Below are 14,832 nucleotides of genomic sequence, written 5' to 3' on the forward strand. Positions count from 1 at the left end.
CGAAGGCGTAAAGGAATTTAGCCGTAGATTTCAATCTACGGAATAATGGTATCCCATAAGGTCAAGCCCTGACAGGGCGTAGGAAAGATTTCAACCCATTGTTTATAATTTCTAACCATACAGGTCGCAACTTTTCTCTTGACTTACTCATTTTTATCTCCTATAATCTAATCCAAGATCACAAGGCTCAAAGCCCAAATCTAATAACTTTGTCTTCTGACGATGGTCGCGTTAGGCAGGAGTTTTCCGCTGTAGAACCTCCGCCAGCAGGTGAACCTGCTGTGGTGCTTGGCACTTTCAGGTTAAAGGGTAGAACAGTAGTCCAGCTATCTTTCTCTCCTTTTTGCATGTGGTTCTACAAGGTAGCGCTGATACCTTGGCGTGGATAATATAAAAAATAAAAAGGCCCTCATTATCAGCTTTATCCTGGTAATGAGGGCATAAAAAAGGTAGCAGCTTATACTGTGCCACAGGGAGATGAAGGGATGAGCACAAAGCAGCTAAGCCTTTGGAGTCTCCTCCTCCCGGGATTAGAAAAGGTTCTATATGACAATAATCCCTGGTGGCGGGGCGAAAAGATCTTTGGTCTGCCAGGGATGAAAAGATGGGCATTCCAACCTGCACTCGAGAGGATTGAAAAAGGAATTCAAAACAGGAAAGCTCCAGCAGTAGTATTACGGGGCCCAAGGCAGATTGGTAAGACCACGCTCTTGCTCCAGATCATAGACTATCTACTTGATCATAATGTCTCTCCCCACCGGATCTTTCGCCTTCAGTTTGATGAGCTGCCAGAATTAGGAAGGCTGAAGGATGTCAGCGTCATTCTTGAATTATGCAGATGGTTTTCTGAAAACATACTAAAAAAATCGTTTAATCAGGCTGCTTGTGATGGAGAACAAGCCTTCATCTTTCTTGACGAGGTCCAAAACTTATCGGACTGGGCAATTCAAATAAAGCATCTCGTTGATATCAACCCAGTTCGAGTATTAGTTACCGGAAGCTCAGCCCTACGCATTGAGGCAGGAAGGGATAGCTTAGCCGGCCGTGTTACTACCCTGGAGATGGGACCATTATTCTTACGAGAGATAGGGGAGCTAAGGGGCTTTGGACAGAGTCAGCCTTTTTTACCCTTTAATGGATTATCCGTCCTCAAACAAAAAGACTTCTGGCAGGAGCTGCGCAGCTTTGGAGAGAAGGAATCTGAATTTCGTCAGAGGGCTTTCCTTGCCTTCTCCCAAAGGGGTGGCTATCCAGTGGCTCAGGCAAATGCAGATGTGTCCTGGGAACAGATAGCAGACCAGTTAAATGAAACTGTTGTTAAGCGTGTTATTCAACATGATCTGCGTATGGGACCAAAGGGCAAAAAGAGGGATGAACACTTACTCGAAGAGGTATTCCGTCTTGCTTGCCGATATATCGGACAATCGCCTAATCAGGCTTTTTATCTAAATGAAATCCGCTTAGCTATGAACGCCAATATTGGATGGCAGCGTATCTTTGCTTACCTGAGGTTTTTAGATGGGAGTCTGTTAATTCGTCTTATTGAGCCTCTGGAACTTAGACTTAAGCGAAAGCGTGGGGCATCAAAATTATGTCTGTGTGATCATGCCCTCAGGGCTGCCTGGCTGCAGGAGATTATACCACTTTCTCCAGAAGAGCTCGAAAAGCAGCCACACCTTTGCGATCTATCAGGCAGGATTGCTGAAAGCGTGGCTGGTTACTTCTTAAGCAATATTATTGGATTGGATATTGCTCATTTTCCACAGCGCAACGCAGAGCCAGAGATAGATTTTGTCCTGACTATTGGAGAACAAAGGATCCCTGTCGAGGTTAAGTTCCGCAGGCAGATTGATTATAGGGATACAATCGGGTTAAGGTCGTTTATAGAAAAGGCACATTATAATGCACCCTTTGGTCTATTGATTACATTAACCGATGCAGTGGCAAGTGATGATCCGAGAATTATCTCCGTTCCTCTTTCAACTATGCTTCTGCTAAGATGAGGATGTAATAAATGGGATGAAATGCCTGTTTATTTAGTGAGGTGATCTTTAATGAAGATAGGCCTTATGGCAGATTCTCACGAGCATATGGAGAAGATCAAGGAAGCCGTCAGGGTGTTTAATCAAGAGGAAGTAGAGATGGTCCTCCATGCCGGGGATATTATCTCTCCCATCACCTGCCGGTACTTCAAAGACCTTAACTCTAAACTGATTGCCGTCTTTGGCAACAACGACGGAGAGAAGGATTTCTTAAGGTCTCAATTTACGGCTATTGGGGCTGAAATCCATCAGCCGCCCCTTGAACTCACTATTGACGGCAAGAAGGTCTTAATCTATCATAGCCCGGATTTTCTCAATATCTTAGCCGAAAGCGGCCACTACGACCTTATCCTTTACGGACACACCCACAAGATTGACTTAAGGTCCGGTAAGACAATGGTGGTTAACCCCGGCGAATGCAGCGGTTGGCTGAGTGGACGAGCCACCATAGGCATCCTCGAAACTGAGGATATGTCGGTCAGGATAGTTGATCTCTAAGGATGGTATTCCCTTATGGACTTACGCCAAGATAAATCTTATCAAATCTTAATTCAGAAGCTAAAGCAGATGCGACGGCACCTGCATGGGATAACGATCCTTAACAGAATTACCCTCACCCTGGCCGTGCTTTTGGGCATCTTTCTAACCGGCCTTCTTCTGGATAAATTCTTGCCCCTGCCGGCAGGGCTTAGGGTGGTATGGTTGGGTTTAGCCCTCCTGGGGGCAGTGGTGTTCCTTACCGAACTAACCCTCAGACTTCTGATAGGACAAAATGACGAGACCATCGCCCTGCTTATTGAAAGACATTATCCGGAGGTCTCTGATCGGCTAATAAGCTCTATCCAGTTGGCTAAAGAAGGCTCAAGTCTCTATTCCCTTGAGCTAATTAGAGCTTTGCTCAAGGATACGGAAGAACGATTAGCCGGACTCAAGCTCTCTCAGGTAGTAAGCAAAAAGGGATTGGCTCGATCCTCTCTCACGGCTGGCGGACTGGCCTTAGGATTGATGGCCTACGGCCTCCTTTCACCCCTCTCTTTCTATGCCTCAGCCGAGCGGTTTCTCCATCCTTTTAAAATCGTATCTTCTTCTCAAATCCAGGAGAGAAAGGCGGCGGTGTCTTCTCCGGAAAAAGAAGCGCTTACCCCTCCGGTCATTACCCGACTTCAATTGAGATACGAGTATCCTGCCTATACCCAGTTGCCGCCCCTAAACGGAAAAGAAGGTGAAGGGCATATAGAGACACTTGTGGGAACTAAAGTGACCTTCCGGGCTGAGGCCGACCATACCCTTAAAGAGGCTTACCTGGCCCTTTCCTGGGGGGATACTCGTCCCCTTTTTGTGAAGGGGAATAGAATAACCGGACAAATGATAATTACTCGGAATGGAGAATACACCCTTCAGGTAATCGATACCCGGCAACAGGCTGATCTTGATCCGGTTAAATATCAGATCACCGCTTTACAGGATAATCCTCCGCAGGTTAAGATCCTCGAACCGGCAGAGAATATCTCCCTCCCGGTAGAGATGGTTGTCCCCTTGAGGATCGAGGCTGAGGATGACTATGGCCTAACCCATCTTAATTTGAGGTATAAAATAAACCGCTATTATCGAGTAAAGGAAGAATGGGAAGAGGAGATTTCTCTGGCTGCCTACAAGCCTCCCCGCCGGCACCCTATTCAACCTTATACCTGGGATCTAAATAATCTTGGGCTTCTGCCGGAGGATGTGATCATTTACTATGCGGTGGCTATGGATAGTAAGGGGAATAAGGCCCTCTCACCCAGATACGCTATCCGGTTTCCCTCTATGGCTGAAATCTATAAAGAGATTGCCGACCGACAGAAGAAGGAACAAGCTACCCTGGCCGATATCCTCGAAGAACAAAAGCAGATAAAGGAAGCTACCGAAAAGTTGCTTGAGGAGATAAGGAGGGAGAGGGAGCTTTCCGTCCAGGACAAGGAAAACCTAAAGGAGCTTTCTAAAGAGGAAGAAAAGATCGTCCAGAAGGCGGAGTCTGTGCTGGAACAGATGACCGAGACATTAGACCAAATGGAGGAGAACCAGCTTGTCTCCCCTGAGGTTATGGAAAAGATCCAGGAGATCCAGGACCTGATCAAGAAGGTGGTTAGCGAAGAAATGAAGGAGGCCATGAAGAGGCTTTCTGAGGCGGTAGAGGGGATAGAATTAACTGAGCAGGAAGAAAAACTTATGCAGGCCACCTTCAATCAGGAAGAATTTATCCAGCGACTGGATCGAACCTTGTCTTTGCTAAAACGAATGGCCCTGGAACAATCTATGGAAACGGCCATCAAAGAAGCAGATGAAATCTTAAAAAGACAGGAGGAGATCACAGAGCAGACCCTTGAGGGGGACAAGAAAGAATTGTCCGACTTAGCCAAGGTCCAGGAGGCCTTAGCCAGGCGGACCGAGGAGCTTCTTAAGGAAATAGAGCAGATGGCTAAAGAGGCCGATGAAATGGAACCTACCGCCTCTGAAGCCCTTAAACAGGCGGCGAAGGAAGCCGGCGAGATACCCCAAAAGATGCAGCAGACCGCCCGGGACCTTTCGGCTGGCCAGCGGGAAGATGCCCGGGTAAAAGAACAAGACCTGATGCAGAAATTATCTCAACTTTCGGCGGGCCTATCCCAGGCCAAACAGGGCATGCGTTCTTGTCAATTGGCCCAACTCAAGCAGGAGATAGATAAGGCCCTGGGAGAGGTGCTTAATCTTTCCGGAAGGCAGGAAGAAGTCCTCTCCTCTCTTTCCTCCCGTCCTTCATCCCTGAAGTCACTGGCTGCCGAAGAGCTTCTCCTGAAACAGGGAGTGGAACAGATCCGGGGGCGGATGGAGAAGCTGGCTAAAAAGAGCCTTATGATTCCGGGTCAGGTTCTTGAGGGGCTTGGTCAGGCCTCCCAGAACCTCAGCCAGACGGCTGATCATCTGGAAGAAGGCAAGTCTGGCTCTGGTCAGGCCAAGGAGGCCATGTATCGCTTGAACCAGGTAGCCGTTAATCTTATGAAGACCAGCCAGAAATGCTCCCAATGTCAGGGGTCGTGCGATAGGGGTGGAGGTATGGAACAGTTATCCAGTCTGGGCAAACGGCAGCAGGGAATAAATAAAGGCACTGATGATCTTTTAAAACTTTTTCCTGATCTGACCAGACCCCAGGGCAAGGCAATGGCTAAACAACTGGCCTACGAACAATCCATGGTCAGGCAAGGCCTGGAGAGACTTTTAGAAGGCCGCGCCGAACTATCCAAACTACTGGGGAGACTGGATGAACTGGGTAAGGAGATGGAAAATATAGAAGAGGATTTAGGCTCCGGATCGATCAAGCCTGAGACCAAGAAGAGGCAACAGCAAGTCCTGAAGAGACTTTTGGATGCCACTAAGTCAATCCATCAGAAAGAATTATCCGAGAAGGAAAGAGAAGCCGAGAGACCCAAAGAATATATTCGTCGAGGAACCCCCGGCGCCTTGCCGGATGAGTTGACCCGCCGACCCCAGCTTCCCAGGGAAAAACTCCCTTCCCCTGATGTCTCCGGAATTACCATCCCTGGCTACGAAGAGTTGATCAAGCAATACTTCAGGTTCTTATCCGAAGTGGGGAGTAGCTCTCATTAGATAGGCTGAAGGCTGAAGGCTATTGAACTTCAGCCTTCAGCCTATCTACCTAAGTTACGGCGGATTTCGTATACACTTACGCTCTTGTTTTCAAATCGCTTCTCAAGATAATCCTTCCCCTCTGGATTAAACCCTCCCAATTTACGTTCCTCAGGTCCATAAAAGAGATAGTGAACCCGATAAACCTTAAGGAGCTTTCGACGAAAGCCATCATCCGTCTGAGATGAAAAAAATCTTTCCACCAATTCTTTTTTCTCTTTTACCCACAGGGTTTGGCTCCATTGGCCCAGGAAGGTTCGAGAACCGGTCTGGGTCGGGATAAAAATCCCCATTTTACCTGAAGAAAAGATGGTTTCATGAGGGAAAGCCGTTTTATTTAACCAGGCTAAGGCTTCTAATGTTTGGAGAGGGAGGTACTCCATATGTTTATTGGCCTTCAGTTCCATAAAGTCAGCCCCAAATCGGTAAAGGTTAGAAGGAATAGTCAGGAGGATAAAGGCACGCACCAGGAGGCGTCGGTTGAAATAAGGCTCAATCCAAGTTAATATCTGGAAGAGTCCTAAGGTGGCCATTATACAGATAGGGATGTGAACCCCTTGAATTAGTCGGCGCTGGAAATTGAAAGGGCCGTATACCAGGAAGGGGACAACAAGAATCCAGATCAGTCCCAGTCGAGCCAGGGGAGTTCCTTTCTTTAGGGTGAAAGGCACGCCAATGGGGGCAATCATCAAAGGGAGACCAAGACCAAGGATATACCCGACCGGATTAAAAGAAATTGTGGGTATCTTTGACCATTCCTGGATAAGAAAATTGCCTCTCATTGTCCACCATTCCCAGACTATTCCGAGTCCGGAAAGACTAAAGAAGATAAGGGAGCTTATGACTATCTTCTTTCTTTTGTCCTGATCATACAGAAAAGTGATGAGAGAAAAAAGGCCGACCACTGTCCAGACGGTGACTATGTCGTAAGGATGGGTGAGAACCAGAAAGAAACCAAGTATGCCAGCCAACAAGACACAGGCCATACTTCGGATTGCAGATTGCGGATTGCGCCAGGTGATCTGGTCAACAGAGGCAAGGAAGAGAATAAAGATGAGCAGCATAATAGTAATGGAGATGGAAAAGAGAGGTGACCAATAAAGACTCCAGAAAGTGATGGCCTCCGGCATCCACAGATCAACCGGGTCTAAAAGCAGGAGTGGTTCAAGGAAGTGAAATCCAATCTGGTAGGCGGTTAAAAGGATGGCCCCCCAGCCACTGGAGACACAGATAAGTAAAAAAGCAATCCGACGTAGGCGAGGATCAAGGAGCGAGTGTTTCAGAAAGAGATAAATGGCGGATAGAAGAGTAAAGCCAAATATAAGCCGGGCCAGATGATAAACCATGATAAGGCTCAGACCACTTACCCGGGCCAGGCGACCTAAAATTAGCCACAGGGGAAGGAAGATGTTAGCCGGATGTTCTTCCGGGGTAAATTTATCCTCGAAAAACCAGGCCCCATCATAGGCCTGTTTCATCCAGGCCAGGTAACTCTGGGTATCTTCAATACTACCAATTACCCCCATAAATTGATGTTCAGGAGGGGTGATGATTACACCATAGAGATAGGGGAAAGTGCTAATAGAGAGGATGAAAATGGAGAGGAAAAGAAAGGTCTTAGCCTCGCTCATATATGGACGGCACTCTCTTGACCCACAGGCACTGGTTCGAAGGGATGATCGTATTGGCCCAGCAGATCATTTACCCTTAGTCTGAAAAGGTCAAGGAACATCTTGGTTGAATCCCTTAGGATATTAACCTTACTTCCCGGTGAGTTAAGCCACCTAACCGGAACCTCAGCTATCTTAAAGTCGAGTTTCTTGCCCAGATATAGTATCTCAACATCAAACCCAAAACCATCAAATTTTTGCCGGTTAAAGATCATCCTGGCTGCCCGGCGAGTAAAGAGTTTGAACCCGCATTGGGTATCCTTGATCCCGGGGAAGGCCAGGGTCTGAACTAAGAAATTAAAAGTTCGGCCGGCTGTCTCACGGCACCAACTCTGGCGAATTACCAGTTTTGAGGCGGCTAAGGCCCTGGAACCAATCGCAATGTCAAACCCATTGGCTAAACGTTGGAGGAGTTTTTCCACTTCCTCAATCGGGGTCGATAAGTCGGCATCAGAAAAGAGGATAAATTCTCCTCTGGCCGCCAGTATTCCTTTTCTAACCGAATATCCCTTACCCCGGTTGGTATCATTTTTGAGTAATCGCACCTGCCTGCCTATCGGTTCTTTTTTTATAGCGGCCGCCATGCCATCAGTGCTTCCATCATCCACTACGATGATTTCATAGAGAACATCTTGAGTCTCTAAATATTGCCTTATTTTCTTCAAGGTAGGGATTATCCGCTTTTTTTCATTAAAGGCCGGAATGACCACCGAAAGATAGTTATTTTTCATTTCCATCTCCCCCTTCTACATTGTCCAACTCATAAACAATGGCATAAAGAAGGAGGGTGTTGGCGAAAAGCAAAAAGATGATAACCAGTGAGAGAGATAGGATCATAATCTCGGCGTGACCGGCCAGATCATAGGAAAATCCCAGGGCCAGACCTAAAAGCCCAATCGCCGCAGCAATGAAGGTAACAATAGATGTCTTGAATCGCCACTTAACTTTGTCCATATATATCACCCCTTTCTTTTTTTAGTATACCATATTTTTAAATAAAAATCAACATAAAAAAATAAAAAAATAACAAATAAAAGTTGAGAGTTGAGGGTTGAGAACTGAGAGTGAAGAATGGAAAGGCCTCCACTCTCCACTCTCACAGTGATTCAGACATAAGGATTAAGAATTAGGTAGGGTTTCATTGCTTAAGTTCGACTCTGCTTCCGAACTTATTTTCCTGACCAGCTAACAACCGTTTGATATTGGGTATATGCTTTACCACGATAATAACAGAGACAGCTCCTCCAAAGATAAGCAAAGGCGGCTCTGCCTTAAAGAGCCACAGGAGAAGAGGTAAAACCAGGGCGCCCATCACAGAGCCTAAAGAAACGTATTTGGTCAGGGCCACGATAATAATAAAAAGGGGGATGATGAGAAGCATGGGGTAGGGGGCCAGACCGATAAAGACACCCGCGCTGGTAGCTACTCCCCTTCCGCCCTTGAATTTCAAAAAGATCGTCCAGTTATGGCCGGCGACCGCCGTAGCTCCGGCCAGCATTTTGATGATAATATCCCCTTCGCCTACTTGGTGCGCCAACCAAACAGCCGCCATCCCTTTGGTCATATCGACTAACAAGACCACCAGATACCACGTCCATCCTAACACCCGATGAACATTTGTGGCTCCAATATTGCCGCTGCCTACCTGCCGAATATCAATTCCGGCCACCAGCCTGGTCACGATAAAACCTGTCGGTATGGAGCCTAACAGGTAACTTGTCAGGAAAATAAGAGGATAGTCAAACATTTGAGGTAACTATTTTCGCTTTCTCACCTTAATCCTGATCGGTGTCCCCCACAAGTTTAATTCTTCCCGCATTCGGCGTTGAAGGTATCTCAAATATTGGGGGATAACCAATCGCGGATAGTTAACAAACAGGAGAAAAGTGGGCGGTTTGATATCAAGCTGGGTTAGGTAGTATATCTTTAGATTCTTCCCTTGTCCGGCCGGAGGCTGGTAACCTGAGATGATCTGGGTCATAATTTTATTCAAATGGGGAGTGGGGACCCTGGTTTGATGAGTTAAAGAGGCCGCCTTTATCATTTCCATTAACTCGTCAAGGCCCTCCATGGTCAGGGCTGACGTAAAATGAAGCGGCAGGTAATCGATAAATCTCATCTCTTCCTTAATCCGCTGCTGATATTGGCCTTTAAGCTCTTCTCCTCCCGACATCAAATCCCACTTATTAATAATTACTATTCCCGCGCAGCCGGCCTTTTCTATTTGGTGAAGAAGTCGTTTATCCTGTTCCGCCAACCCCTCGACCGCATCAATCACCAGGAGAACCACCTCTGATCGGTGAATGGCATTTATGGCCCGCGTGGCCGTGATTCGTTCCAGCTCTCGATCAATTCGGCTCTTGCGTCTTAGGCCGGCTGTATCGACCAGGATGAATCGGTCCTGGCCGTAATTAAAAGGAGTGTCAATACTGTCCCTGGTTGTCCCCGGGCGGGGATCTACAATGACCCGCTCTTCACCCAGGATGGCATTAAGGAGAGATGATTTGCCTACATTGGGACGTCCCACAATGGCTACCCGGACAGAGGATTGTTCTTCCTCTTCCTCTTCTCCCACGGTGTCAAGATGAGAAATAATTTCATCAAGCGCCGCGTCTACCCCTAAGCCGTGAAGGCTGGAAATCCCAATGGGTTTTCCCAACCCAAGGGAATAAAAATCAGAAAGTATCTCTTCTTCTTTAGCCGGATTGTCAATTTTGTTGATCACGGTCACTATTGGCTTTTTTTGTCGCCTCAAGAGGCCGACTATTTCCATATCCAGCGGAAGGATTCCATCTCTACTGTCAAGTAGAAAGCAGATCACGTTAGCCTCATGCATGGCAATTTCCACCTGGCGCCTTATTTGCTCTGCCAGAGACGAGCCGCCATCCATTTCCAAACCCCCGGTATCAACTAATAGGAACCGCCGCCCCAGCCAATCTGTTTCTTTATAATTTCGATCCCGGGTTACCCCGGCTTCAGGGTGAATGACAGCTACGCCTCGAGCAATGAGCCGGTTAAAAAAAGTAGATTTGCCCACATTAGGTCGACCAACAATGGCCACAATTGGTAAGGTCATCTTGCCACATAATTACGGCATCATCTTTAGGATGAGTGTAATACCCCTTTCTGATAGCAATAGGACGAAAGCCGAAGTGCTGGTAAAATTCTTGGGCCTTCAGATTTGAGGCCCTGACTTCCAGGGTAGCCTTTTGGGCGCCCTTGTCTCTGGCTATCTTCAGCATAGCCATTAGCAATTCTCGGCCTATCCCCTGTTTTCTATAGGGAAGGTCCACCGCTAAATTAACTAAGTGGGCCTCATCACCAATCAGCCACAAGCCGGCATAGCCGATTATTTTCCCCTTGTGTTTAGCCACCAGGAAATGAGCCAGCCGGTTATCTCTTATATCACGTAAAAACATCCCCACTGTCCAGGGATCAGCAAAAGAAGCCTGCTCAATCCTCAGGACAGCCGGCATGTCTTCTCTCTTCATAGGTTCTATGGTTATGGTATTGCCGTGCAACATTTGCGTTGTCCGCGCCAATTATTATCCAGAGCCCAGAACATAGACAAAAATCCGAAGTAACCGTTCAGCCACCAAGGCACGAAGACACGAAGGGGAAATAAGAAATAATCCTTTAATCTTTGTCTCTTAGTGTCTTTGTGGCTGAACACTTACTATCCGTGCTAATCCGTGTCAATCAGTGGCTGAATAATTACCTTAAGAGTATCTTCTCAATATTTCGGGGAAAGTCAGTGATCGGTAATCGGTAATCGGTAACAACTGATTACTGGTTACCCTGATTTATTTAGATGATACCTCTTCCCCCCGGATGAGGCTAATTGGCGCTGACTATTCACCCAGTCTAACATATTATTTTTCTCCTGTCAATAGATGTTTAGAAGTAAAGTTTCCTTATTAATTTGCCGATGAAAGTAGAGGGGAGTATGTCTGGCCTTTCGAACTTCCTCGAAACCCCAAACTCGATTAGGGTGATCACCATGCATAAATCTTCCTGGCTAATGGCCATCTTATCCCCGGCAATCTTTTTCTCTTTTATCTTCGGATGTGGAAAAGAAGACAGAGATGATCTTATTTCTCCTGATACCACTAAACCTAAGGTCAGCAATGTTTTGGCTGCCCCTGAACGAACCACGGCCCAAATAAGCTGGCTAACCGATGAACCCGCTACCTCACGGGTAGAATATGGGCTGACTTTAAATCCTACTACCCTGCAAAGCGAAGATGACAGCCTGCTGACCCATCATAATATCCATCTTTCCAACCTGACCCCGGAGACAACTTATTTTTATCGTGTAAGGTCGAGAGATAGTAATCACAACTGGAATGAGGGCGACGAGGTGTTCATCTTTACGACCAGGTCGGCTGATGATCGCCCACCGGTAATTACCAACGTGAGGGCCCTTCCGGAGGCCAGGTGTGTGACCATCAAATGGGATACAGACGAGCCTGCTACCAGCCAGGTAGATTATGGTCGAACGAATCAATATAGCTCCTCTACTCCTTTTGAGGCCGACCTGGTGCGGGAGCACTCCATCCGCTTCTGCGGCCTAAGTTCTCAGACTACTTATTATTACCGGGTCAAATCCGAGGATGCCGCCGGCAACCTGGCCACTTCAGAGGCAGAACTCACCTTCACTACCGCTGAAGAAAAATGTCCTATTGCCCCTGTTATCTCTAATGTGGTTATTACTCCCGGTCCCACCTCAGCCACCATAAGTTGGCAGACCAATGTGCCTACTACTGCCCAGATTGCTTACGGGCAAACAACCGGTTATGGCTCATTGACTACTAAACAAACTACCCTTAAGACATCCCACTCGGTTACCTTGACTGGCTTATCTCAGGGAAGAGGTGGCTTATCTCAGGGAAGAGGATATCATTTTAAGATTATTTCTGAAGATGTCTGTGGCAACCAGGCCACACCCTCTGACGGCGTGGCAGATAGAACCTTTACTACCAGCGAAGAGGAATGCCCTGTTCCGCCGGTTATTTCCAACGTCTCAGTAACCCCTGAAACAGATTCGGCTATCATAGCCTGGAAAACAAACGTCCCGACCATTGGTCAGGTAAGTTACGGACAGACAAGCGCCTATGGTTCTTCAACCCCAAAAGAGACTACCTTCTCTCAGACCCATACAGTTACACTGACCGGACTGACCCCTGGCAGTGAATATCACTTTAGAATTTCGTCCGAGGATAAATGCGGCAATAAGGCCACACCCACCGACTCGATTACCGACCGCACCTTCCGGACTAAGGAAGGAGGAAAATGTCTGACTCCCCCGACCATATCAAGTGTCGCCTCTGAAGCAGATGGAACAAGGATAACTATCACCTGGACTTCTAACGTGCTTACTACCAGTCAGATCGAATATGGGCTTAGTTCCAATTATGGGCAGGAGACAGAAGAAGATACCCTTTTGACTATTGATCATCACGTAGAGTTACCCCCCCTTGAATCGGAAACGACTTATCACTATCAGGTCCTGTCCAAAGATGAATGCGGCACCCTGGCCACTCCGAAAGATGGGATAACCGACCGCACCTTTACCACCGGAGAAGGGAAACTCGGATTGGGTATTCTTCCTACCGCGGCCGTGGTAAAAGTGGGAAAAGAATTCCCTCTTGAAGTTTGGATTGAGAACGTGACCGATCTTTTTGGCGCTGCTTATAAGCTTAAATATGAGACTCAGCGGCTGGAGCTTGTCGAGGCAGGACCGGATAGCTTTCTGGGTGATGAAAAAGAGGTTATCTTCTTCCAAAGCGGTACAAACGGGATATTGGACATCGCCAATTCAAAGAAATCCGGAGCGCAAGGGGCTACCGGCAGCGGGGTCATTACTGTCTTTAAGTTTAAAGGACTAAAGCCGGGGACTACCACGATAAGTCATGTTCCGGATAAGGTGGTTCTGAGGGATTCCGCTGGAGGACCCTTAGGGGATATGGGAAATATTACCCTCAGGAATGCCACGATTACTATTATCCCTTAGTGCTCTGTGACAATTGATTTGATGTGTTCGTCTTTTGTAAAGGCAATCCCCCCTCACCCTACCCTCTCCCCTCAGGGGAGAGGATTAAGGTGAGGGGTAAAGAGGCTTTACCCACAATTTCAATCGTCACAGACCATTAGAGTCTATCCCAAAACCGAGCCGAGCCGCGACCGCGTAGGGAGCAACCACTGGCGTCCTCTATCCATCGGCAGTTGTAGCTGCCTTCTATATCGGTTTTTCATTCCGCCGAGGTTTTGGGATAGGCTCTTAGTGTCTTGGTGGTGTGAACGGTTACAGAGGAGGAATAAATATGTCTGACAAACTAACAGAATTCATTGCGATTGTTTCTCGAAAGGTTCTTGAGGGAAAAGATATTAGCTCAGAAGAGGTTCTAGACCTGTCTCAGGTAGAAGGCGCAGGCCTCTTTTTTTTACTGGCTGCGGCTAACCAGATTCGGTCCCACTTCTTGGGAGATAAAGTTGATCTCTGTTCTATTATTAATGCCAAATCCGGCAGGTGCCCAGAGGACTGCCTTTTCTGCGCCCAGTCGATTCATTACCAGACCGGCGTCAAGGGCTTTCCCCTTATTTCCAAGGAAGAAATGCTGACGGCCGCCAGAAAGGCTACCGAGGTTAAAGCCCATAGATTTGGCATTATCACCAGTGGCAGGCGAGCAAAGGAAAAAGAGGTTCAGACTATCGCCGAAGCTCTGAAACAGATGAAAGAGAGAGAGATGCCCGTCTTTCGATGCGCTTCTCTTGGTTCTCTCTCACTCCAGGATTTCCTGGTTCTTAAAGAAGCCGGCCTTCAGAGATATCACCACAATCTGGAGTCCAGCCCTGACTTTTTCCCTAATATCTGCACTACTCATACCTTTGAGGAGAGGCTATCCACCGTCAAAGCCGCCAAAAAGGCCGGGCTGGAAGTGTGTTCAGGGGGGATATTTGGCTTAGGGGAAAGCCTGGCCCAGCGGATCAGGCTGGCTTTTCTGTTAAAGGAACTGAAGGTTGATTCTGTGCCCTTGAATTTCCTCCATCCTATTCCAGGCACCCCGGTGGAGCATCTCCCGCCTCTTAAGCCTCTGGAAATCCTGAAGACTATTGCCCTCTTTCGATTTATCCTTCCCACCAAAGACATTAAAGTTTGTGGGGGCAGAGAGCACAACCTCCGCAGTCTTCAAGCCTTTATCTTTATGGCCGGAGCAAACGGGATGCTCATTGGAGACTATTTGACCACCCGAGGGCAGGACCCACGCCTTGATCTTGAAATGATAGAAGACCTGGGCCTTAAGGTGTAATCAGCCGTGAAGAATGAATTTTTGTAACCGTTCAGCCACAAAGCCACTAAGCCACGAAGAGAATGATAGAATAGCACACGGATGACACAGATTTTGGCGGATTCTCACGGATTTTTTCTAATAAATTTTTATCCGTGTCAATCCGTC

11 protein-coding genes are annotated in these 14,832 nt (G+C 47.4%); 5 read left to right on the top strand and 6 right to left on the bottom strand.

Annotated features, from left to right (window positions below):
* Positions 1 to 485: 485 nt before the first annotated feature.
* Genes AB1797_07665 through AB1797_07675 form a run of 3 tightly spaced genes read left to right on the top strand, consistent with a single transcriptional unit; the run spans position 486 to position 5,666 of the window.
* On the top strand, positions 486 to 2,003 hold the full coding sequence (locus tag AB1797_07665) for an AAA family ATPase (protein MEW5767492.1): 1,518 nt from the start codon (positions 486 to 488) through the stop codon (positions 2,001 to 2,003).
* 51 nt (positions 2,004 to 2,054) lie between these two features.
* Entirely contained in the window at positions 2,055 to 2,540 is a 486-nt protein-coding gene (locus tag AB1797_07670; protein ID MEW5767493.1) for a metallophosphoesterase, read from the top strand.
* Between the two features lie 15 nt (positions 2,541 to 2,555).
* Positions 2,556 to 5,666: a DUF4175 family protein gene (locus AB1797_07675; GenBank protein MEW5767494.1), complete on the top strand. Its 3,111-nt coding sequence runs from the start codon at positions 2,556 to 2,558 to the stop codon at positions 5,664 to 5,666.
* Positions 5,667 to 5,707: 41 nt separating this feature from the next.
* Here AB1797_07675 and AB1797_07680 read toward each other — a convergent pair whose 3' ends face one another.
* The 6 genes from AB1797_07680 to rimI form a co-directional block, all read right to left on the bottom strand.
* Positions 5,708 to 7,336, bottom strand: coding sequence for a hypothetical protein (locus tag AB1797_07680; protein ID MEW5767495.1), 1,629 nt, complete (start codon positions 7,334 to 7,336; stop codon positions 5,708 to 5,710).
* Positions 7,333 to 8,106: a dolichyl-phosphate beta-glucosyltransferase gene (locus AB1797_07685; protein MEW5767496.1), complete on the bottom strand. Its 774-nt coding sequence runs from the start codon at positions 8,104 to 8,106 to the stop codon at positions 7,333 to 7,335. The genes AB1797_07680 and AB1797_07685 overlap by 4 nt, the downstream gene beginning before the upstream one ends.
* Complete coding sequence (locus tag AB1797_07690; GenBank protein ID MEW5767497.1) at positions 8,096 to 8,329, bottom strand: hypothetical protein; 234 nt, start codon at positions 8,327 to 8,329, stop codon at positions 8,096 to 8,098. Before AB1797_07690 ends, AB1797_07685 begins: the two co-directional genes overlap by 11 nt.
* Positions 8,330 to 8,513: 184 nt before the next feature.
* Positions 8,514 to 9,122 carry a glycerol-3-phosphate 1-O-acyltransferase PlsY gene (gene plsY / locus AB1797_07695; GenBank protein ID MEW5767498.1) on the bottom strand — a complete coding sequence of 203 codons (609 nt, stop codon included), beginning with the start codon at positions 9,120 to 9,122 and terminating at the stop codon, positions 8,514 to 8,516.
* A gap of 9 nt (positions 9,123 to 9,131) precedes the next feature.
* Positions 9,132 to 10,451, bottom strand: coding sequence for a ribosome biogenesis GTPase Der (gene der, locus AB1797_07700; GenBank protein ID MEW5767499.1), 1,320 nt, complete (start codon positions 10,449 to 10,451; stop codon positions 9,132 to 9,134).
* Complete coding sequence (rimI, locus tag AB1797_07705) at positions 10,414 to 10,866, bottom strand: ribosomal protein S18-alanine N-acetyltransferase (protein MEW5767500.1); 453 nt, start codon at positions 10,864 to 10,866, stop codon at positions 10,414 to 10,416. The genes der and rimI overlap by 38 nt, the downstream gene beginning before the upstream one ends.
* A gap of 437 nt (positions 10,867 to 11,303) precedes the next feature.
* On the opposite strand from rimI, the gene AB1797_07710 reads away from it, so the two are divergent.
* On the top strand, positions 11,304 to 13,388 hold the full coding sequence (locus AB1797_07710; GenBank protein ID MEW5767501.1) for a fibronectin type III domain-containing protein: 2,085 nt from the start codon (positions 11,304 to 11,306) through the stop codon (positions 13,386 to 13,388).
* Positions 13,389 to 13,698: 310 nt separating this feature from the next.
* Positions 13,699 to 14,685 carry a biotin synthase BioB gene (gene bioB, locus AB1797_07715; protein ID MEW5767502.1) on the top strand — a complete coding sequence of 329 codons (987 nt, stop codon included), beginning with the start codon at positions 13,699 to 13,701 and terminating at the stop codon, positions 14,683 to 14,685.
* Positions 14,686 to 14,832: the final 147 nt, after the last annotated feature.

It is taken from the genome of bacterium, from assembly GCA_040753085.1.
Taxonomy (GTDB): Bacteria; UBA9089; JASEGY01; order JASEGY01; family JASEGY01; genus JASEGY01.